This window comes from [Borrelia] finlandensis, from assembly GCF_000181875.2.
GTDB lineage: Bacteria > Spirochaetota > Spirochaetia > Borreliales > Borreliaceae > Borreliella > Borreliella finlandensis.
In genome coordinates this window covers 90,875-113,171 of sequence record NZ_ABJZ02000002.1, presented here as the reverse complement: position 1 = coordinate 113,171, position 22,297 = coordinate 90,875, and the positions used below count along the sequence as shown (strand labels likewise).

General features: G+C 29.0%; 24 protein-coding genes, 2 tRNA genes and 1 other RNA gene. 1 reads left to right on the top strand and 26 read right to left on the bottom strand.

The window, feature by feature from the left end; all coding sequences use genetic code 11:
• Window positions 1-3: 3 nt before the first annotated feature.
• The 14 genes from mrdA to BSV1_RS00760 all read right to left on the bottom strand — a co-directional run bounded on the left by mrdA (window position 4) and on the right by BSV1_RS00760 (window position 13,609).
• Window positions 4-1,803 (bottom strand): penicillin-binding protein 2, encoded by a 1,800-nt coding sequence (mrdA, locus tag BSV1_RS00820; protein ID WP_008882242.1) that lies wholly within the window; start codon window positions 1,801-1,803, stop codon window positions 4-6.
• A complete protein-coding gene (gene mreD / locus BSV1_RS00815) occupies window positions 1,803-2,285 on the bottom strand; it encodes a rod shape-determining protein MreD (RefSeq protein WP_008882249.1) in 483 nt (160 codons plus the stop codon). Before mreD ends, mrdA begins: the two co-directional genes overlap by 1 nt.
• On the bottom strand, window positions 2,285-3,130 hold the full coding sequence (gene mreC, locus BSV1_RS00810; RefSeq protein ID WP_002657455.1) for a rod shape-determining protein MreC: 846 nt from the start codon (window positions 3,128-3,130) through the stop codon (window positions 2,285-2,287). The genes mreD and mreC overlap by 1 nt, the downstream gene beginning before the upstream one ends.
• A 3-nt stretch (window positions 3,131-3,133) precedes the next feature.
• A complete protein-coding gene (locus BSV1_RS00805) occupies window positions 3,134-4,183 on the bottom strand; it encodes a rod shape-determining protein (protein ID WP_002557301.1) in 1,050 nt (349 codons plus the stop codon).
• Window positions 4,184-4,193: 10 nt separating this feature from the next.
• Window positions 4,194-5,162 carry a tetratricopeptide repeat protein gene (locus tag BSV1_RS00800; RefSeq protein ID WP_002656871.1) on the bottom strand — a complete coding sequence of 323 codons (969 nt, stop codon included), beginning with the start codon at window positions 5,160-5,162 and terminating at the stop codon, window positions 4,194-4,196.
• Between the two features lie 24 nt (window positions 5,163-5,186).
• Window positions 5,187-5,537, bottom strand: an RNA gene (gene rnpB, locus BSV1_RS06440) — RNase P RNA component class A.
• 26 nt (window positions 5,538-5,563) lie between these two features.
• Complete coding sequence (locus tag BSV1_RS00795; protein ID WP_008882252.1) at window positions 5,564-6,322, bottom strand: zinc ribbon domain-containing protein; 759 nt, start codon at window positions 6,320-6,322, stop codon at window positions 5,564-5,566.
• 12 nt (window positions 6,323-6,334) lie between these two features.
• On the bottom strand, window positions 6,335-8,230 hold the full coding sequence (gene rpoD, locus BSV1_RS00790) for an RNA polymerase sigma factor RpoD (protein ID WP_008882306.1): 1,896 nt from the start codon (window positions 8,228-8,230) through the stop codon (window positions 6,335-6,337).
• 3 nt (window positions 8,231-8,233) lie between these two features.
• Entirely contained in the window at window positions 8,234-10,015 is a 1,782-nt protein-coding gene (gene dnaG / locus BSV1_RS00785) for a DNA primase (RefSeq protein WP_008882282.1), read from the bottom strand.
• 5 nt (window positions 10,016-10,020) lie between these two features.
• Window positions 10,021-11,052 carry an endolytic transglycosylase MltG gene (mltG, locus tag BSV1_RS00780; RefSeq protein ID WP_008882221.1) on the bottom strand — a complete coding sequence of 344 codons (1,032 nt, stop codon included), beginning with the start codon at window positions 11,050-11,052 and terminating at the stop codon, window positions 10,021-10,023.
• A 209-nt stretch (window positions 11,053-11,261) separates the two neighbouring features.
• Window positions 11,262-11,343, bottom strand: a tRNA-Tyr gene (locus tag BSV1_RS00775).
• A 5-nt stretch (window positions 11,344-11,348) separates the two neighbouring features.
• Window positions 11,349-11,422, bottom strand: a tRNA-Thr gene (locus tag BSV1_RS00770).
• A gap of 85 nt (window positions 11,423-11,507) precedes the next feature.
• A complete protein-coding gene (locus BSV1_RS00765) occupies window positions 11,508-11,831 on the bottom strand; it encodes a hypothetical protein (RefSeq protein ID WP_002557295.1) in 324 nt (107 codons plus the stop codon).
• 5 nt (window positions 11,832-11,836) lie between these two features.
• Complete coding sequence (locus BSV1_RS00760) at window positions 11,837-13,609, bottom strand: hypothetical protein (protein ID WP_008882281.1); 1,773 nt, start codon at window positions 13,607-13,609, stop codon at window positions 11,837-11,839.
• A gap of 114 nt (window positions 13,610-13,723) precedes the next feature.
• Between BSV1_RS00760 and BSV1_RS00755 the strand changes: the two genes are divergently transcribed.
• Window positions 13,724-14,956 (top strand): CCA tRNA nucleotidyltransferase, encoded by a 1,233-nt coding sequence (locus BSV1_RS00755; protein WP_008882280.1) that lies wholly within the window; start codon window positions 13,724-13,726, stop codon window positions 14,954-14,956.
• Here the strand turns inward: BSV1_RS00755 and rnc are convergent.
• From rnc to badR, 12 genes are all read right to left on the bottom strand, one after another.
• Complete coding sequence (gene rnc, locus BSV1_RS00750; protein ID WP_008882234.1) at window positions 14,927-15,664, bottom strand: ribonuclease III; 738 nt, start codon at window positions 15,662-15,664, stop codon at window positions 14,927-14,929. The genes BSV1_RS00755 and rnc overlap by 30 nt on opposite strands.
• Window positions 15,664-15,906 carry an acyl carrier protein gene (gene acpP / locus BSV1_RS00745; protein WP_002656801.1) on the bottom strand — a complete coding sequence of 81 codons (243 nt, stop codon included), beginning with the start codon at window positions 15,904-15,906 and terminating at the stop codon, window positions 15,664-15,666. Before acpP ends, rnc begins: the two co-directional genes overlap by 1 nt.
• A gap of 23 nt (window positions 15,907-15,929) precedes the next feature.
• Window positions 15,930-16,112, bottom strand: coding sequence for a 50S ribosomal protein L32 (gene rpmF, locus BSV1_RS00740; RefSeq protein ID WP_002557290.1), 183 nt, complete (start codon window positions 16,110-16,112; stop codon window positions 15,930-15,932).
• A 63-nt stretch (window positions 16,113-16,175) separates the two neighbouring features.
• Window positions 16,176-16,667: a pantetheine-phosphate adenylyltransferase gene (coaD, locus tag BSV1_RS00735; protein ID WP_008882239.1), complete on the bottom strand. Its 492-nt coding sequence runs from the start codon at window positions 16,665-16,667 to the stop codon at window positions 16,176-16,178.
• A gap of 1 nt (window position 16,668) precedes the next feature.
• Window positions 16,669-17,208: a hypothetical protein gene (locus tag BSV1_RS00730; RefSeq protein WP_008882194.1), complete on the bottom strand. Its 540-nt coding sequence runs from the start codon at window positions 17,206-17,208 to the stop codon at window positions 16,669-16,671.
• A 372-nt stretch (window positions 17,209-17,580) separates the two neighbouring features.
• A complete protein-coding gene (rplS, locus tag BSV1_RS00725; RefSeq protein WP_008882196.1) occupies window positions 17,581-17,946 on the bottom strand; it encodes a 50S ribosomal protein L19 in 366 nt (121 codons plus the stop codon).
• Complete coding sequence (trmD, locus tag BSV1_RS00720) at window positions 17,924-18,643, bottom strand: tRNA (guanosine(37)-N1)-methyltransferase TrmD (protein WP_008882157.1); 720 nt, start codon at window positions 18,641-18,643, stop codon at window positions 17,924-17,926. Before trmD ends, rplS begins: the two co-directional genes overlap by 23 nt.
• The gene (rimM, locus tag BSV1_RS00715) at window positions 18,640-19,140 is read right to left on the bottom strand and encodes a ribosome maturation factor RimM (RefSeq protein WP_008882246.1); all 501 of its coding nucleotides are present in this window, start codon (window positions 19,138-19,140) and stop codon (window positions 18,640-18,642) included. Before rimM ends, trmD begins: the two co-directional genes overlap by 4 nt.
• Before the next feature lie 3 nt (window positions 19,141-19,143).
• Window positions 19,144-19,392, bottom strand: a complete 249-nt coding sequence (locus BSV1_RS00710) for a KH domain-containing protein (protein ID WP_002557283.1) — start codon at window positions 19,390-19,392, stop codon at window positions 19,144-19,146.
• On the bottom strand, window positions 19,393-19,653 hold the full coding sequence (gene rpsP, locus BSV1_RS00705; protein ID WP_008882209.1) for a 30S ribosomal protein S16: 261 nt from the start codon (window positions 19,651-19,653) through the stop codon (window positions 19,393-19,395). It lies immediately after the preceding gene.
• A 12-nt stretch (window positions 19,654-19,665) separates the two neighbouring features.
• Window positions 19,666-21,000, bottom strand: a complete 1,335-nt coding sequence (gene ffh, locus BSV1_RS00700) for a signal recognition particle protein (RefSeq protein ID WP_008882270.1) — start codon at window positions 20,998-21,000, stop codon at window positions 19,666-19,668.
• A gap of 62 nt (window positions 21,001-21,062) precedes the next feature.
• A complete protein-coding gene (gene badR / locus BSV1_RS00695) occupies window positions 21,063-22,271 on the bottom strand; it encodes a host adaptation transcriptional regulator BadR (RefSeq protein ID WP_002557280.1) in 1,209 nt (402 codons plus the stop codon).
• Window positions 22,272-22,297: the final 26 nt, after the last annotated feature.

Sequence of the window (22,297 nt, the reverse complement as noted above, 5' to 3'; positions counted from 1 at the left end):
AATCTACCTAATATACCACGGTCTATAACCTTTAAGAATATCTTCATAACTTTGATTTGCAAAAATGCCTTGCATTATTAAATCTGTAGATTTTGCAGGCCACCAATCCACATTACTTTTTGCCTCAACCAAACTAAAAACAATAATTTGATTATCGGCTGAACCGTTATAAGGGGCAAGTCCAACAAAAGAACTATTTTCAAAACCATCTATACCGGTTTGACCAGTACCTGTTTTTCCTCCAACCTTAACAGCTTTGGTAAGAACTGCATATCTTGCTGTACCATAAGTTATAACACTTCTCATATATTTTTTCAGAAGTTTAAATGTGTTTTTACTAATAAGATTTGTCTTTCTTAATATTTCTGGTTTATTTTCAAGAACAACTTTATTAGTACCACCTTTTAAAATTTTATTTACAATTCTAGGTTTATATACAACACCTTCATTTGCAATCATAGCAACCATATTAACAATCTGCATAGGAGTAGCATTTAAAAATCCTTGACCTATTGAAAAATTTACAGTATCTCCTCCTACCCAAGGCTGATTAAAAGTTTTTTCTTTCCACTCAGGACTAGGAAGAAGACCAGCTACTTCATTTGGCAAATCAATTCCTGTTTTTTCTCCAAACCCAAATTCTTTTGCATATTTTCTAATTCTATCAACTCCAAGATACTTAAGCCCAAGTGTATAAAAATAAACATTAGAAGAATGTGCAATTGCCTCTTCTAAATTAACATACCCATGACCACCGGGCTTCCAACAATGAAAAATTCTATTTCCAACTTTAAAATATCCAGGACAATAAATTTTACGATCTTTGTCTATAACTCTTTCTTCAAGAATGGCAGCAGCAACAACTAATTTAAAAATAGACGCAGGCGGGTAAACAGATTGAATTGCTTTATTTAAAAAAGAGTAATCTTCCTTATTATCTTTATTGTAAACATCTTTCATAGAATAATAAGGATAATTGTGAAGAGCAAGAACAGCGCCTGTTGATGGTTTTAATACTACAACAGAACCATACCTTTTACCTAAAGCATTCTTAGCAAGATCTTGAATATCTTTATTAATATTAAGCACAACATCATTACCGGGCATCATATTTTTTATAATAGAACCATCGTCTATTCTTCTCTCCTTAGAATCTACCTTGTATTTTATTAATCCCTCTTGCCCTCTAATGTAATTATCATAAACTTGTTCAACGCCCAACTTTCCAATCGTAGAAGTATTATCATATCCACTAACATTGTAAAACGTTCTAAGTTCTCTTTGATTTATTTGCCCAACATAACCGATTGAATGCGAATATGAATCGTCAACTAAATAGTTACGCTTAAAAGAATAGGTCCACAAAAGAGCAGGATAATAAAACTTTTTTTCAGAAATTTTGAAAAGCATCTTTGGGGTAAGTTCAATTATTTCAACATCTTTAAGGTATCCACCAGGCTCTTGAAGTTTAGACAAAATAATTGATTTATCAATATCTAGAGTGCTTGATAAAAAATCTATCATCTCAATTCTAGTAGCAGCAGGCATATTGTAATACTGTTGTAAGCTTATCTTTAAGATAAACATGGTTAAATTATTTGCCAAAACATTGGAATTAGAATCCAAAATTTCACCTCTTGAGGCATTGATTTTTTCCAATCTTGATAAAAAAACATTAGCTTCTCTGTCATAAAACAAATGCTTACCAATTTGCATTTGGAATAAAATCGCCAAATAAAGCACCATAATTACTATTAAAAAAAATATGCCGAACTTGTATCTAAAATTTGTTATAACACCCACTAATAATCCTCTTTAAAAGAATAAAAATTTCTAGTAAAATAATTTTGAATTGGATATAAAAAGTTAATAGACATTATATTTACAATAAGATCAAGGTTGAAAATTGAATAATTAAAAGATTTTAAGTCTACAAAATCATAAAACACAATAGCTAAAAACCATAATATAACTTTTGAAAGAATAAAAAATATTGTCATGCTAAGCATATTTTTGGGCATGAATAATTTTATTTTATTGTTAAAATAAAATATTATCGTATACCCAAAAACAAAAAATCCAAGTGGCAATCCTGTAAAATAATCCATAAGAAGACCATATAAAATACTAGATAATAATCCCACATTAAAAATAAAATTCAAAGAATTAAAAACTAGAAAAATTAAAAAAATATCTATTGAAAAATAAAAATAAGTTGCAAAATAGTGTTGAAAAATTTTGCCTAAAAATGCGCTAGAAATAAAATATGTAAAAAATGTTGCCATTATTCACCAATCTCTTTGTTGTTTTTAACAAGAAAAACATACTCAAGCTTATCTAAAACTATAGCTGGCTCTACTTCTATTTTTAAAAGAGAATTGTAATCAAGAATATGAAAATTTGTAATCTTTCCAATATAAATACCAACTGGATATTCACTAAATCCAGCAGTAACAATAGAATCCCCTATTTTTAAATCTTTTTCAGCAAGTCTATTAACGTAATTCATTTCAAGTTTTTTACCATAACCATTGCCTTCTATAAGGCCTATAAACCTACTACTTTGAATCCTTGCGGACACAAAATTTTCATAATTAGTTAAAGGCAAAATTTTAGCAGTATTAGAATAAACCTTTACAACTTTGCCTACAAGCCCACTAAATCCATCCTGATATGCAACTGCTATCATATCCTTTTCTATCCCATCATTGAATCCTTTATTAATAGCCATTAAAGTCGATATGTTTGAATAGTTTAGATATATAATCTCTGCCGAAATAAAATCGCTAGAGCTTGACGAATAAAAATTTAATTGCTCTTTAAGACGAACATTCTCTTGCCTTAGTGACTGTATATTCTGAGTGACTATTTCAAGCTGTTGTATCCTTTTTTTATAAAATTCTATCTTGTCCTTGTAATTTTTGTATTCATTTACAGTTTTAAAAACATTGGAAATAAAACTAAAAACCCCATGCATTCTGCTTTGAATATAAGAATTAAGAGTAAAAAACAAAAAATTATCTGATCTTCTCTTTTGAATGCTGCTTGAATCATAAATCATAAAAACAAGAGAAACTATCAATACCAAAAGTACTTTGATAAAATTCTTGAATTTGACAAGAAAATTCATAACTTATTCATTGATAAAACTGTAAATATTCTTACTAATATCTATTCTATTGGCATAATCATAAAATAACCCGGCACCAACAGCTACCGAGAGAAGCGGATTGTCTGCAACATAAACAGGAACTCCAGTCTCTTTTGAAAGAAGTCTATTTAAACCCTTAAGAAGAGCCCCCCCCCCTGTCAAAATGATGCCACGCTCAACAATGTCTGTAGCAAGTTCTGGGGGAGTTGCACCAAGAGTGCGCTTAACTTCATCCACAACAACATTTATAGGTTCTTGCAAAGACTCTCTTACTTCCATAGAATCAACAAGTTGCTTTCTAGGAAGACCAGTTACAGCATCTGTACCCTTAATGTCTATTTTTTCTACCCTTAAATTTTGAATATCGGGATATACATTTCCTATCTTAATTTTCAATTTTTCTGCTGTCTGTTGACCAATTATAATATTATGAGAATTTCTCATATACTTTATTATGCTCTCATCAAATTCGTCACCACCAGTCCTAATTGCTCTACTTACAACCATGCCACCAAGAGAAATAACAGATATTTCTGTAGTTCCACCCCCAATATCACACACCATGTGACCTGTAGGTTCAAAAATAGGAATATCAGATCCAATAGCAGCTGCAAGGGATTCTTCTATTACTTTAACTTCTCTTGCACCAGCATTCATTGCGCTCTCTTTTACAGCTCTTCGCTCAACCTCTGTAATACAGGTGGGAACACCTATTACCATTCTTGGCTTAAAAAACAATTTTTTACGAGAAAAAATTTGATTAATAAAATACTTAATCATCTTCTCTGTATTCTCAATGTCAGCAATAACTCCATCTCTAAGTGGGCGTACAGCTTTAATATTTTCTGGAGTTTTCCAAAGCATTTTTTTAGCATTTCTACCAACCGCAACAACTTTATTACCTTTGGTTATATCTATTGCAACAACAGAAGGCTCGCTCATAACCACGCCATAATCTTTAATATAAACCAATGTATTACATGTTCCAAGATCAATGCCAATATCTATTAAAAAAGACTTAAACAAATTCAAAACAACCTCCCTAAAAGTCTTCCAAAGTAATTCCAAGTCTCTCTCTTGCTGCTTCTAAATAAGGATTAAGATTGAGAGCTTCTCTCCAGTATTTTCTAGCTTTAGGATAATCTTTATCTTTCTTCCTATATATATCTCCTATTTTAACATAAACGCTAGAATTTGAACTATTAATTTCTAGAACTTTATTATAGTAATTAAAAGCACTGTCATAATCGCCTTTATCTAATAGAATGTCTCCATAAAGCAAATATACCTTTTGAATTAAATTTTCATCCGTTTTTTCACCCTTTGATAATTTTCTTTTCTCTTCTTCTATTATTTTTTTTATATACTCAATGCTTTTGTTTATATCATTCAACTTATAATTAACATAAGCTAAACTCCAAAGTACTAAATCGGATTTATTTTCATTAAAAGCTTTTTCAAAAAACTTCAAACTAGATTTGTAATCTCTTAAAAGCTGATACGAATATCCCAAATATTCAAAAATATCTTCTCTAATGTTCATGAAATCAAAATTATCAGCATTTAAGGCCTTCTTTAAAAATTTTACAGCAAGCTCACTATAAAACTCTCCTTTATGAGAATATGCCTTTCCCAATATGTAATACAAAGGGCTTATGGAGACTCCATCATTTATAGAAATTAAAAATCTTAGTCTTTCTATGGATTTATCTAAAAATTCTCCTTTTAAATACCCTTCATTTACTATTAAAGAATAATAAAAATATGAAAATCCCAAAAGTAAATTCAAATTAAAATCAAATCTATGATTTTTAATATCATTCTCAGCATAATCTATTATTTCTTTATATTCTTTTTTATCCCAGAGTAAAAGCAAATCAACTTCTGTTGGACCCGCCTTTAAATAAGAACTAGAAAAAGATTTAAAATATGATAAAATGTAATAAATTAAAAAAATGAAAATGAAAATCATAAATGAGTAAAAAATATATCTTAAATATCTTATTTCCATTTAAAACTCTCTTTTAGGTTAATGAAATTAAGCTGACACCCATAAGCCGAGTTCTGTACTATGCCATCATCTCTCTTGTTTTTTTATCGCTAAAAAAATCGTGCGATCTACCCGTAAGCATGTCCTCAAGAACAAAGGGTGCTTACATACTTGATCTTGCTCCCAATGAGGTTTATCTTGCCTGTATTTATTGCTAAATAAGCGGTGAGCTCTTACCTCACCTTTTCACCCTTACCTTTTACGGCGGTAATTTTCTGCGACACTTTCTTAGGTTTAAAACCCCTAGGCATTACCTAGCATTATGTTCTTATTGGAGCTCGGACTTTCCTCTTAAGCTTTAATTATAAAACTAAGCGATGGCTGACTGCCAGCTTAAATAAAAAGTATCAAATTAATAAATTTTATTCAACAAGATCTGCTAAACTACCAGGAATTATTTCATCGCTTATTTGAACTTTATCCTGATAATAAAGTATTCTACTGCAATAAGGACAAAATTTAATATCGTTGGGCTCACGTCTTACTTTATTTGCAAATTCAATAGGAAGTATCATATGACAACCTTTGCAAACATTGTTAACCAAAGGCACAACTCCATTTGATTTATTTCTTATTATTCTTTGAAACTTAAATAAAAAATCTTCATTCATCTTAGAAGCACAATTTAGCTCTTCACTCTCTATTTCTAAAAGTTTCTTTTCAATTTCTAAAAGCTCCAGCTCAAAACTACTGCTTTCAGCTCTAAAACATTCCTCTTCTTTACTGTGCTTCTCGTTGACATCTAATATTTCCTTTTCTATTTTAGTTTTAAGCCCATTAACATGTGTCATCTTTTTTCTAATTGTAACTTCATCGTCAATAATAACCTGAAGTTCTTTTTCAAGAGCCTCATACTCTCTTTGCGTTTTAATGCTATCAATTTTTTCTTCAGCCTTGCTCTTTCTTGAATTAATATCTTGAATATCTAACTTTAAAGCAGAGTCTTCTTTTTGATACTCCTTAAACTTTTGTTGCAAATCAACAAGAACTCTCGACAATTCCTCAATCTGATTTTTTTTCGCCTCCAAATACTTGGGAATACTTTTTCGCCTTTCTTCAAGCTCAAACTTAAATTTATATATAACTTCAAGTTTTTTTAATGTATCAATATTATTTTCCATCAATCCTCCTGTTCAATTTAAATCTTCAAGATAATCTTTTAATTTTTGAGTTTTTTTGGGATTTTTAAGCCGCCTTAATGCTTTAGATTCAATTTGCCTAATTCTTTCTCTTGTAACATTAAAATGAAGTCCAACCTCTTCAAGAGTTAAAGAATAGCCATCTTCAAGTCCAAATCTCATTTTTACAACTTCTTGTTCTCTTTCAGGAAGAGTTCCAAGAATTGCTCTTATTTGATCTTGCAAAACTACAAAAGATGTGTGATTTGCAGGATTTTTTATTGCCTTATCCTCAATAAAATCGCTAAGAACAGAATCTTCCTCTTCTCCAATTGGTGTTTCAAGAGAAACAGGCTCTCTTGAAACACTCTTTACGGTTTTAACCTTTTTAAGTTCCCATCCAAGTCTGTCTGAAAGCTCCTCATCTGTGGGATCTTTGCCTAAAACTTGAATTAAATATCTAGTTTCTCTATTAAGCCTATTTATTTGCTCAATCATGTGCACAGGAACTCTAATTGTGCGAGCTTGATCAGAAATAGATCTTGTTATGGCCTGTCTAATCCACCAAGTAGCATAAGTTGAAAACTTAAAACCCCTCTTATATTCGAACTTTTCAACAGCTTTAATCAATCCAATATTGCCTTCTTGAACAAGATCAAAAAAATGAAGGCCTCTATTTGCATATTTTTTAGCAATGCTTACAACAAGCCTTAAATTAGCCTTAATCAACTGATCTTTAGCATGCTGCATCATTTGCTTCCCTTTAGCAATCTCTTCTGACATGCTTATTATTTTATCAGTTGGATATTCATAATACATCTCAATTCTCTCAAGTTCTTTTTGAGCAAGCTGAGCCTCTGTAATCTGCTCTTTAATAGCATCTTCTTTAAGCTTGAGAGATTTTTCTATCTCTATTTTTTTTTCAGCAATAGTCAAATCTCTTCCAAGCACCCTCAAATCTCTTATTTTTTCAATTTTCAGCCTGCTTAGAATTATTCTTTGCTGTCTTTGTAAATCTTTTATTTTGTTAGCAGAATCAATATAATCATCTGAGAAAATCCTTAACTCCTCTTGATACAAAGGAATGTCTCTCAAAAGCTCTTTTAGGGCTAATCTTTCCTTTTTTAAATTCTTTTCAAAAATATCCCCCCCAAGATCATACACCCTATGCTTATTATCTACATAACTTATTAAACGATCTTGAATTGGCTTTAAAGGAATTTTGTAAAAAGAGGCAATTCTTTTTTTTTTATTATAATAATCCGGACTACTCTCTTTATCCTTATCTTTTTCTCTTTTAAAAAACTCTTCCCTTTCCATTCTTGAGTAAATAGTATTCACAAGATTACAATAATTTTCTATAACAAGTCCCTCATTCTTAAGAATATTCTCAATTATACTCTCTCCAGAATCCATTTGCTTTGCAAGTTCAACTTCTTGATTTCCTGTTAATAAAAACTCTTTTCCTATTTCCTTTAAATAAAGCTTGATTGGATCTTCTGAGTGACTATCTTTTAAAACATTGCTTTTAATATACCCTGAACCTAAATCATCCTTAACAGAAATATCTTCCTCATCACAATCATCCAGCTTAACATCAATGTCAATATCTTCCTCATCACCTTGAAAACCATCATCTAAAATCATAAAATTTCTATCAGATTCAATTTCAACCTCTTCTTCTTCATCATTTCCATCTTCACTGACAACCAGATCTAATTCCGAAATTTTATTAACTAAACCTATTCCCCTATCCTCAAGTACCGAACAAATACAATCAAGAATCTCTGGTTCTAATATATCATCGGGAAGTAAATTTGATAATTCACTAAAACTAAGAGATTTTCTATCTCCCAAATGAGTAATAATACCCTCTATCAGCTTCGAATATTTCTTTTCCAAATCCGACAAAACCTAACTCCCTGGAACATCATCTATGTAGATTTTTAAATTTTTTCTCTGCATATTTAAAAACATTAACTCATTTATTTGGATCTTAGCATTTACCAAAGAGTCCCCTTCATATCTTTTTTTGCAAAGCAAAACACGAGAATCTAATTTTCTTCTCTTGATTGCAAGTAAAATATGAATGAGCATCTCATCATCCACTTCAAATTCAGAATTTAAAATTTCTTCAAAAAAAATTTCACTAACTTTATAGGTATCCTTTAATTTTTTTTTTAAATCCATTAATGAAAAATCTTTATTATTTTCAAATAAATTTTCAAAGCACATAAAAACTTTTCTGGCATCGACATTAATTAAATCACTATCAATAATATTGCGCCTTACTATGCTAAAATAACTAAAATTTTTCAACAAAGCTACTATTAGATACCTCTCATAAGAATCATCATTATGAGCATACAAATTTCTTTTATTATTGTCAACTACAAATCTTTCTTTTATTCTATAATAATCTTTCAATAAAGTTGTCACACCAATACCAAGTTTATTGCTTAGCTTGTCTAAAAAAATTTTTTTCTGAGTATCTACTTTTGATAAATTTATCAAATTTAAAAATAAATTAATCATGGCATTTAAATCTACAGTTTTATTTAAATCATATTTATTAGAATAAACATCCAAAAGATATTCAAAAGCATCACATCTATTATTTAAAATTTTTTGCAAGAAGTCTACACCCTCACTTTTAAGAACATCCGCAGGATCACTACCAAAATCCATTCTAACAACACTAACATTGATATTAAACGGCAAACAAATTTGATAAGCTTTTAAAGTTGCAGAAAGTCCAGCATCATCCCCGTCAAAAGAAAATATTATCTCATCAGCATATCTTTGAATTAAAGCTAAGTGCTCTTTTGAAAAAGCAGTGCCAAGAGTAGATACAGCTCTCTTAATCCCAGATGTAAAAAAGGCAAGAACATCTATATATCCTTCTACCAATATAACTGATTTTGTAGATTTAATCTCCTCAAGGCCCTCATAAAATCCATAAAGAAGCTCCCTTTTTTTAAAAACTTCAGTTTCACCTAAATTAATATACTTAGAACCTTTCCCATCTAAATCTCGACCTCCAAAACCAACAACATTTCCTTTAAAGTCTTTAATTGGAAAAATTAATCTTTGAAATAAAATAGAAACTTTGGGATTCGTTTTCGAAAACAAACCACTTTTTCTAAGTACTTCAGAAGAGTATCCTTTTGAAACTAAAAAATCATGAAGCTCTAAACCATTTTTAAAGTTAAATGGCAAATAACCAAGTTCAAATAAATCAACAATTTCCTTAGATATTGCTCTACTTTTTAAAACATAATCTAAAGCTTTTTTGTTTTTACTTAAAAAAAATTTAATGGTATTAATTAGCCTAGAATTCAAAGAGTAAATTTTTGAAACCATGTCTTTATTTTCATTTTTATTTTCACTTCCTCGACTTATTTTTAAATCATCATAATGAATACCGGATTTTTCGCATAAAATCTTAAGAGCATCATTGTAATTGATTTTTTCCATATCCATTAAAAATCCAATAACATCTCCACCCTTTTTGCATCCAAAACAATAAAAATATCCTTGCAAAGGATTTACAAAAAAAGAGGGAGTTTTCTCAGCATGAAAAGGGCAAAGACCTTTGTAAGCAGATCCCGATTTAACAAGCTTAATATACTGCTCCACAATAGCTACAATATCAAATTTACTTTTCATTGAAGCTACAGTTTGTAAATACTTCATACTTCTTAACCCTTAGTAATAAAATTTTTAATATAATCTTTTGCCCCTAAAAGATGTGATGAATATTCTGATGAAAATTGATGTGTGCCCAACTTAGAGTCTTTTACAACAAAAAATAAATATTGCGTATTTTTGGGGAAAAAAGCCGCTTGCAGCGAAATAATACCGGCATTTGAAATTGGAGCAGGAGGATATCCTTTATTAATATATGTATTATAAGGAGAATCTATCTCTAAATCTGAAAAATAAATTCTCTTAGGATGACTTCGTCCTAGCTCCTCTGTAATAACATATTCAATAGTAGCGCAGGATTGTAATGCCATACCAGATTTTATTCTATTATAAAAAACCGAAGACATTATTGGAGCCTCACTTTTAACCCTATATTCACGTTCAACAATAGATGCTATTATTACCCTATTGTAAAGCTCCTTACTTGAATAATCGCCAAGAACAACTCCTATAGACTTAAGCTTATTCAAAAAATTATCAACAAACATGCGAACTACATTCTTTATTTCTATACCCTTATAAAATTTATAAGTATCTGGAAATAAAAATCCTTCAAGAGAGTCGTAATCAAGCCCAAGCTCATAAATAAAGGATTTTTTGTTGATTAAAAAAAGAAAATCTTGAACATCATCAATAACAGAAAATTCCTTAAGCTTTAAAGCAATTCTTCTGCTAGTATACCCTTCGGGTATTGTAACATCAATATTTACGCTAGAAGATCCCTTTAAAAACTCTTTATATATTTCAAATGTAGAAAGATCGCCATTTATTAAATATCTCCCCTCTTTAAATTGTTTATCACTACCTAAAATATATGAAATAAAAACAAGAAGCAGTTCGGATTTAATTAACTTTTGTTTTTTCAATTCTTTAGCTATTTTTTTAACTCCCCAACCTTTTTCAATATTAAATTCATAAACTAAGTCATTTGCCAAAGAAGATAAATTTAAAAAATATATAAAAATTGACAAAATAGATCCTAAAAAGAAAAAAAGAATAAACACTTTCCCAATTTTAATAAGCACAAGAATCTCCTAGCCAAACAAAAGTCTTTGCTAATTACACTTTAGCTATCAATTAAAAATTTTAATTGATAGCTAACATCATATTTTATAACCAATAATAACTTTTCTAAATAGACAAAAATAAAAGCATCAAAATGAAACGACATAACACATTTAAAAGATCACAACAAAAAATTGTAAAAAGGCAATCGCTTACAATTTCACTAAATTGGGGAGGGTGGGATTCGAACCCACGTAGGCAAAGCCAACAGATTTACAGTCTGCCCCGGTTAACCACTTCGGTACCGCCCCATAAAAGCCGACTGTCGGATTCGAACCGACGACCTGCGGTTTACAAGACCGCTGCTCTGGCCAGCTGAGCTAAGTCGGCAAACAAAAACTAATAGTTAGTTTATAAAAATAAAATTCATTAGTCAATAGAATAATGATAAATAATTAATATAATCTTCCTTAATCTATTTATTACCAGAAAGAAAAATTTTAAAAACAAGAGCAATAAAAAAAATTATAAAACTAAAAATTAAAATTAAATAATACTTAATTTTTTTATTTTTCAAAAAATAAAAAAATATCAGTCTAGTAGATTCAAGCCCAAAAGAAACAGAGCTTAAAATAATAGCAAGATCAAGATAAAATTTCTGAAAATTGTAAACAAAAATATTGTAAGAACCGGCCAAAAACACGAACAAACTTAGCAAAGAATTTAAAAACAATACAATAACCAAAATTCTAATAAAATTTGAAAAACGTCTTAAATTTTTTACTTTAAAAGCTTTCATGAAATTTATAAATTTTTTATTATAAAAAGTGCTTGATTTATGATTTCCAAAAGATTGCCAATAACATCGGCTAATGTAATTGTTTTATTTTCAGTTACCATTGATTTGTAAGAAACCGTTAAAGATTTTCGAATAAAAACATTATGATTTTCCAACAGAGACAAGCACCTCTTTTTAAGCTCAATAAAATAATCTACAAATCTATTGGAAACCTTATCAATAGAAACCGATTCTGTTAAGCACCACTTCAAAATCCTTTCCTTATAAGAGTCATCAATTTTAACATCTCTTTTATACCTTTCAAACTCTTCATTTTTATAATCAATCTCAAAGTAAATATTATAAATTTCTTTTTTCAAAGCAGTAATATTATTTTCAATGTCAACATATATATTTCTCAAATCATGATTATTGATTAATACGACATTATTTATAGTTCTTAAAACTTCCATCATTCTAACATCATATATGTTTTTAAAAAAATCATTAAGAAAATATAACTTTTTAAAACTATAACGACCAAGATTTAATTCATTAAAAATCTCGCCTTTTAAATTTAAAATTACACTAGGATCTCTAACAAGATTTTTTATTTCTTTGATAACAAGAACTTTTAAAGAGCTATCACGCTTTTTAATAGCCTGACCCATAACATTTAAAAATAAAATATTCTCATAAAAATTTTTTACATCAAAAAAGGGTACATATTTTTTAGGAGATACAACAGGATTTTTGCAATATACTCTAAAAATATCTAAATAAGGCAAAGTCCTCGACAAGCCAACAATCTTAGATACAATAGATAAAACATTTTTCAATACATATTCTACCCGAGATATATGATCTTCTCTTGAAATTATCTCTGAATTACTAATATCATCAGATATTGAAAAATAATTTGATATAATGCTTTTAACAATATCCTCATCTATCTCAATATCTTTTAATGTATACAAAATGTCAAAAAAGGAATTCAAATACTTACTAACACTTGAAAAGCTGGTTCCAAATCCAACCTCAAAGTCAACAATGCTAATATTCTCAGCACTATCTAAAAGATCTACATTGAAAAATGAAAAAAAAGATTTGTAAGGAAAAAACGCCAAACTATTAAAAACATAATAAAACTCAAACATATCCGAGACAATTTTGTAAGTACTAGATGGAATAGAATTAATATATTCATTTATCTTGACCTTAAGAGATTCTTCTAAATCGTTTTGGGTTTTTTCTTTTTTTAAAAAAAGCTCATATTCACCTTCATCCAAAAAATCTTCCAAATTGTTCTTAGAGTTAAGAACTTTGCTTTGAATAATTTCTAAAATAGTTTGCTCAACAACAATACCACCTTTTTCTAATTTCCTAAAAAATTCTTTCAATTCCATTGAATATCGGCAAACACTAAAAAACATTTCTACAAAACCAACATGCAAACATTCTCTCTTAAAATCTATTACTGGATTTTTACACATTTCATTAATTTGATTTTCCAGGTTTTTTATAACATAAGCTTTATATATATCTTCTTTGCTTTTATCTTTCTGAAAAAAATTTAAAATAGTTAACCACATTCTAATAAGAAATGATTCTTCCATTAAGCGCCCCGAAAGAAATTTTTCAAGCTGAGAATCAACATAAGGCTCATTACTACTATTGGGCAAAACAAAATCGGAAGAATTCAAACCTAAACTTTTTCTTATATCATTCATCAACCTATTTTTAGTCTCCTTTGAAAGTTGACCTATAGAGTTGTATACGCTATTGTTATTACCACTCATAAAACCCCAATAAAACCATTTAAAAATAAAGTACTACTTACAGCATACTTCAAATAAATTAAAATTGTAAATCAATTTTAGAAAAAAATTATTTACACTATAATATAATTTTATATGAATCTAGGAAGAAACAATCCAAATATAATTAAAATTGGTAAAATATTTAAAAAAAATAACTACGAATTTTATTTAGTTGGGGGCGCTTTAAGAGACTTACTACTTAATAAGCAGCCTTACGATTTTGATTTTGCAACAAATGCAACTCCTGAAGAAATAATAACATTATTTCCAAATAACATTAAAACAGGAATAAAACACGGCACAATTGGTATTATTTTTAATAAAAAAATCTTTGAAATCACCACATACAGAATAGAAAAAGAATATGAAAACAACAGAGCCCCCAAACAAGTAGAATACACTAAAAATTTAATTCAAGATCTTGAAAGAAGAGATTTTACAATTAATGCAATTGCAATGGATATTTTCAACTTTAACATAATAGATTGCTATAATGGGAAAAAAGACCTTAATAAGAAAATAATAAGATGCATAGGAAATCCAAACAAAAGATTTGAAGAAGACGCCCTTAGAATACTTAGAGCAGCAAGATTTTCATCCACACTTAATTTTAACATTGAAAAAAATACTTTAATTTCAATGAAATATAAAAAAGAAAATATTTTAATGATTTCAAAAGAAAGAATAAAAAATGAATTTCACAAATTATTAGAAGGCATAAATATACAAAAAGGAATTTATTATCTTAAAAAAGTTGATTTTTTTAAAAATTTTTTTAATCTAGAAATAAAAACAAAAGTAATCAAAAAAATTGCTCTACTTGATAAAAACAAATTTTATCTAAAAGCAATCACAATATTGACAATTAAAAAACCTATCAAAGAACTAAAAGAAAAATTAACTTTACTTAAATTCTCAAATAAAGAAATTAAGCTAATTTTATTTTATAGAAGCATAATCGATAATAACAATATTTTTAATGTCAAAAAATTAAGTGATATTAGATATTTGCTTAGCAAAAGCACAAGAGAGCATTATAAAGAAATAATTGATATATACAAAGCGCTCAAAGGAAAAAATAAAAGATATTTATTTATAATAAAAAACATAAAAAGAAAAAAATTGCTAAAAAATCCTCTCTCTTTAAAAGATTTAAAAATAAACGGAAAAGATATTCAAAATCTAGAACAAATAGAAAACAAAAATATAGGTAAAATTTTAAATATGCTACTACGATGTGTAATTGAAAATCCCAAGCTTAATACTAAAAATTATCTTATAAAAAAAATCAAAACCTTAAAGGTTAATGTTTTCCATAGCTTTTAAAGCTACTTCAGCCGCCCTCATTTCCGCTTCTTTTTTAGATTTGCCCTTTCCATTTGATATAAAATTTTCTCCAACATAAAGTTCCACACAAAAAACTTTATCATGGTCTGGACCTATTTCCTTGTCTAGCTTATAACTTGGTGAGATTTTATATTTCTTTTGAACATATTCTTGTAACAAACTCTTATAATCTTTAAAATCACCCCTATTAAACATCAATCTTATATACATATCAAAAAGTCCAACCACAAATTCTGTTGCTCTTAAAAACCCACTATCAAGATAAATAGCGCCTACAAAAGCTTCAATAGCATCTGCAAGAATGCCTTTTTTGTTTCGACCATCATTACTCTCCTCTCCTCTACCTAGCAAAATATAAGAACCAAGATTAATCTCTCTAGCAATATTAGATAGGGAATCTTCACTAACAATATAAGATCTGGCCTTACTGAGCTCTCCTTCACTTTTATTTGGATAAGTTTTATAAAGATGATCTGTAATAATCAAATTAAGCACAGAATCTCCCAAAAATTCTAATCTCTCATTATTACTAGATTTTTGATCCAACTCATTAGAATACGACGAATGACACAATGCTGTATCCAATAAATCAAAATTACTAAAATCAATGCTCAAATTCTCCAAAAATTTACTCAATTGAGCTTTTCTTTCATTACACAAACAAAAATCAGAAGAATTTTTTTTCATCAACCCTTTCTCTTTTTAATAAAATTAACAACATCGCCTACCGTCTCAAATTCATTGGCTTCGTTCTCTGGAATCTTATCATCAAAGGCCTCTTCAAGCAAATACAAAAGCTCATAAATATCTAGACTATCTGCATTAAGATCTTCAACAAATCTAGAGTCTGTGGTAATTTCATCTTCTTTTTTATCAAGTTGCTCAGATATAATAGACCTAACCTTGCTAAAAATTTCATCATTATCCATGAATACACCTTCCTTACTACAAGCTACAAACCTATTTCTAGATATTGGTTATTCCTATAATATCCACATTTTAAACAAATCCTATGTCTCACGCCAAGATTACCACAATTAGAACATTCTTGAAATTGTGGAATTTTTTTTCTCATATTTATACTACGCCTTGTTCTACTTCTAGATTTTGAAGGCTTAAATTTTGGAACAGCCATTACTTTCTCCTAACTACTTTTAAACTACATTAAATTATCTTAATAATATATATATTAACCAAGTCATTTGTCAATAAACTTAGATTTTAATCTATTAAACACCAATTCTGGAACAAAATTAGAAAGATCAACATCCTTTTTCAACATTAATTCCTTTACAAAATCCGACCTTACATATAAATGTTCTGCACTACTTGGTAAAAATATAGTATCAATTTCAAAATTTAACTTATTATTAACAAGATATCTTTCAAACTCTATATCAAAATCATTAAAAGCCCTAATTCCTCTAACAATAAATTTAATAGAATTAATCAATGCATAATCAACAATAAACCCGCTATACCTATCTACAAACACATTTGAAAAATTTAAAGACGAAACAACATCTTTTGTAAGGCTAAACCTCTCAATATCACCTAGCAAATATTTTTTTGATTTATTTTTAGCTACTAAAACAACAACTTTGTCAAAAATAGCCAACGATCTTTTAATTAAATCAATATGCCCCCAAGTAATTGGATCAAAAGATCCTGGAAAAACTGCCACCTTCATATCAAGAAAGCCTAAACTCCCTATTAATATCTTTGAAAATTTTTTTACGCCATATTGGTTGTTCTTCTAAATTTTCAAATTCAATTTCTTTAATAATTTTGAAATATAAATATTCTCCTCTAGAAGATGTATCCACAATAAAAAATTTACCAGCACCTTTATAAACCAATTTTTCATTACTTGAAAGATTATTTTCAGATGTTAATTTATTGATAACACAATCAAAATGAACAGGTTTATCTTCATTTTCAACCTTTAAAGACATGCTACAAACAATATCATTTATTTTTTTTTCACAAATAGCACAAGCAACATCAAGATTTATTCTTGTTTTAAATTTTATACTTTTTCTTCTAAATTTACCTTTAAAAACATTTTGTTTATCTGCATTCAAAACAGTCGATTTATTATTAAAACTGTTTAGCGGGGCAACATTTTGACTTTTGCTCTCAGAATTTAATCTTTTATTCTTAAAACCATAAAAACGTTTATTATGTTTCTGAAAATTACTACTCTTGAACTTACTTTGAGTATATTTCAAAATTAACTCTCCTTAACTACAAAAAATAAATATTTACTCTTCAAAAAAATAAAAACAAATATTTAAGAACAAAATCACTCACATAGCCTGAAAGTTTTTCAAAAAATCAAAACTTTAAATCTTTAGCTTTTTAAAGACAAAAGTAAAATCAAACCCTCATTGAAATTTAATAAGAATGGTTAAATAATGCTCTCAATTATAATAAACACACGACCAAGCTTACCAAAATTATTTCTTAAAATAGTAAAAACTCTATTAAATCTTGAATAAAAATTTACAAAACAAAAGATCAATCAAAAACAATTTTTAATCTCAATCTAATTTGATTCATCTTATAGCCTAATTTACTAAAATATTTAAAATAATTAAAAACTAATGCTTAACTTTTTTAATATTAAGGCGCTCCTTTATCTTCATAGCAGCTTTACCGATTCTATTCCTCATATAATAAAGCTTTGCCCTTCTAACCTTTCCCCTTCTTAAAACTTCAACCTTTTCTATAATAGGAGAATATACTGGGAAAATTTTTTCAACACCTATTCCTGAAGAAATTTTTCTAATCAAAAATGTTTTGCCAATTCCCTTGTTTTGGAAAGAAATAACAATCCCTTCAAAACTCTGCAATCTTTCATTACTACCCTCAATAATTTTGTAAACAACCCTCACAGTATCTCCCACATTAAAGACAAAAGTCTCATTTTTCTTATTCTGAGCTTCAATTTTTCTTATCAAATCCATTATCTTCTCCTATTATCTCTAAATATTTAAGGTATAAATCATATCTATTTTTCTTAGTTTTTTCTCTAGCTTTAACAAGCCTCCAATTCTTTATATTTGCATGATGCCCTGAAAGAAGAACTTCTGGAACCTTTATCCCCTTAAAATTATAGGGCCTGGTATAATGAGGATATTCAAGCAATCCATTTTTTACACCAAATGATTCTTCTAATAAAGAATTAGGATTTATTACTCCATCTAGTAACCTATATACACTATCTATTAAAACAAGAGCTGCAATCTCTCCTGAAGATAAAACATAATCCCCAATAGAAATCTCAAAATCAACATACAAATCTATAATACGTTGATCAATTCCTTCATATCTTCCACAAATTATAACAATTTCTTCTCTTTTTGACAAGGAATAAGCCAACTCTTGGCTATACTTTATCCCAGAGGGACTTAAAAATATTGTCGTTTTCTTGGCGGACTTTACATGCTCAAGGGCAAAAGAAATTGGTTCAGCCTTCAATACCATCCCAGCACCGCCCCCATAAGGCAAATCATCACATCTTTTATGCTTATCTTTTGAAAAATCTCTAACATCAACAAGCTCAAAACTTACCATTCCCTTATTAATAGCTTTTTTCATTATTGAATTTTCAAAAAATGGCTTAATTATTGCTGGAAAAAGGGATAAAACCGTAAATTTCATTTTAAAAGATCCAAAACCTTAAGCTCAATTGTTTTTTCTTGAGCATTTATATCTCCAATATATATACTCAAAAAGGGAATAAAGAAAAATTTAATACCCACTCTGACCTCAAGAAATACACTATTTAAATATTCAAAGAAAGCTACAACTTCTCCTAGTTTTTTATTGTTATTAACAATGGCATAGCCAATAAGCTTTCCTAAATAATATTCGCCTTCTTTTAAGCTCGATGCAAGCAAATCATCAACCCACAATTCAAAACCAATCAGCGACCTAACTGCCTCTGGGGTATCAATCTCTTCAAACTTCAAAAATAAGGAATTACCCTTTATATTAACATCTACAACTTTAGCTTCAACACTGGAGTTATTGCTTTTTTTTAAAAGAACTTTATTGTTTTTTAGATTAATAAAATCACAAAAGTTATTGGATATGCTTTTAACCTTAGCATACCCATTAACTCCATAAGACGATAATATAACGCCCTTAATAAACATAAATTAATCTAAAATTTCCAATTGCACTCGCCTATTGGTTTTGGCAGCACAAGCTCCAAGCAAAGTTCTAATAGCCCGTGCAATACGACCCCGTCTTCCGATTATCTTGCCCACATCGCTTTGAGAAACCCTTAATTCCAAAATAGTTGATTTTTCCCCTTCAATTACATTTAACTTTACTTCATCTTCTTTATCTACAAGAGACTTTACTATAAACTCTATAAGTTCAATCTCATTCCCATACTCTTTCATTTAAACCTCCTGACTTTTCGCATTCAAGTTGTTTTTATTCAAAAGCATTTTCACTGTATCACTTAAAATTGCTCCCTTGCTTATCCAATCTTTCATTCTATCTTCCTTAATTTTTATTTGGTTTTGCTTTTCAACAGGATGATAATAACCAAGCTCTTCAATTGCTCTACCATCTCTAGGAGACGTAGAATTCATAACTACAATCCTATAATAAGGCCTTTTTTTAGCTCCCATTCTTTTCAATCTTATCTTAACGCTCAAATTTATTCCTCCTTATTTTCCCAAAAGGGATGCAATCTTATTTTGAAAATCTTTGTTTTTCATTTTTTTCATAATCAAAGTTGTTTGACTAAACTTTTTTATGAGCTTATTAACATCAAAAACAGTTGTTCCACTTCCCATGGCTATTCTTTTTTTTCTTGAGGGATTATTCAAAATCACTGGATTTATTCTTTCTTTTTTAGTCATAGAAAGAATAATAGCTTCTTCTTTATTAAAACTTTCTTCATTTAAATTATTGCTATTCAGCATTGATTTTGAAACACCTGGTAAAAAACTTACAAAATTAGAAAACCCTCCTACTTGTCTAATGCGCCTAAATTGACTCAGATAGTCTTCAAAATTAAAACTGGCTTTATTAATTTTTTCCTCAAGCTTAATAGCCTCTTCTTTGTCAACAACACTTTGAATCCTCTCTACAAGACTAACAACATCCCCCATGCCAAGAATTCTAGAAGCAATTCTTTCTGGGTAAAAGGAATCAAGATCTTCAATTTTCTCTCCAACACCAATAAATTTAATGGGAACTGCACAAATACTTTTAAAAGATAATACAGCTCCCCCCCTAGTATCTGAATCAAACTTAGAAAATATTGCACCGGTAAGTCCAACATTCTCATTAAATTCCTTAGCAATATTTACAGCAACTTGCCCCATCATAGAGTCTACTACTAAAATGGTTTCTGCGGGTCGCAAAATCCCCTTTATTTTTTTTATCTCTTCAACCAACAAAGATTCAATCTCAAGTCGTCCTCTGGTATCAACTATTACAGAATCAAAAAAATTAGACTCGGCAAACTTCATGGACGCTTTAACAATTTTAATAGGATCTTTTTCCCCTTCAATTGAAAATACTGGAACACCTACTTGGCCACCCAATATTTTTAACTGCTCTACGGCCGCCGCTCTAAAAGTATCAGCAGCTACAAGAAGTACTTTTCTATTTTCCTTTTTAAGCTTTAAAGAAAGCTTGGCACATGTCGTGGTCTTCCCAGAACCTTGGAGTCCCAACATAAGAATATAAGATTGCTTATTGGCAGGATGTAAACTAAGCCCATAACTTTTGCCTCCCAAAAATTTAACAAGATTATCATTGACAATTTTAATAAACTGAGATTTAGGATCAATACCCCTTAAAACTTTTACTCCCTTGGATTCTTCAATTATAGAATTTAAAAAACGCCTTATAACTCTTAAGTTAACATCAGCATCAACTAAAGAATTTTTAATAATCTCAATAGCCTCTGCAATGTTTTTATCATTTATCGTAGATTTTCCAGAAAGATAGTTTATAAAATTTCTAAAATTTGACCCCAAACTTTCAAGCATTAAAAACAACCCTTATTCTCAAAAATAATCTTGTCAAATATAAGATACAAAAAAAGGCAATATTAATCAATATCTCCTCCAGTCAAATAAAATTTATTAAAAATAACACTAGAAGCAGGTCCAACAACAGAAACTTCAGTATCTAATGAACTAAGCTTTAATACTATATTCTCTTTATTAAGCTTTTTAATCTCTTCTTTCAACAAATCAAAAAAAGCTTTTAATTTAAAACTTTGACCATAGAGTACTAAATAATTAAAATCAAGCATTCTTTGAATATTAATAATAATTATTGCCAAATATTTAACAGTATCTTGCATAATTTTATTTATAAAATCATATTTTTCATAAAGAGAAAAAATGTCATATATCGTAACCTTTTTCAATCTGCCCTCATACTTTTCATAAAGCTCGGGAATCTCACCATTCATAAACTCTTTGGAAATCAATCTCTGCAAAGCAAAATTAGATATTAGCATATTGACACAACCCTTATTACCACAAGTTGGACAATTTTTTTCTCCCTCATAATCAATTATCATGTGACTAACCATACCTGATTTATTATTAAAACCAGGATAAACATTGCCGCCTGACCAAATCGAAAGTTCAGCAGTATCTGTGTAATCAAAAAACATAATATTATCTATATTCTTACCCATAAATTCAGCAAGAGATAAATTTTTAACATAACTTTCAAGATAAACTGTTAGTGAAAAGTATTCCTCAAGTATTCTCTTAACAGGAACATCTTTTTCAATCCACGATCCATAACTATCATTAACAATGCCTAATTCTTTATCCTTTATTAACCCTGTAATACTAAAGCCTAAGCCAATAAACTTATCTCTTGAGAAATTATGTTTCCAAATAATTTCTATCATATGATCTTTTATTTTTTCTAAAATGTCATAAGCGCTAACTGGGGGCTCAAAAGAATGAGTCTCGCTTATTAAAACCTCGCATTTAAGATTGGCAATACCTATTTGAAAATAATTGCTAGAAATAATAACTCCCATTGAATACGCATAATCTTTATTAATATCGAGAAGTATTTCTTTTCGTCCATGTTTTTTAACATCAGACACCCTAGAACCAACTTCAATCAAAAGATTTTCTTTTATCATTTGATTGGTCAAAATAGTAACTGCAGCATTTGTCAAGCTTAACTTACGAGCTAGGTCTGTTCTTGAATATTGCATATTTTTCAAACTAAGAAGAATTTTTCTTCTATTTCCGCCTCTAATTGAAACCATATTTTCACCCTGCATAATACACCTCCTTTATTTTTAAAATA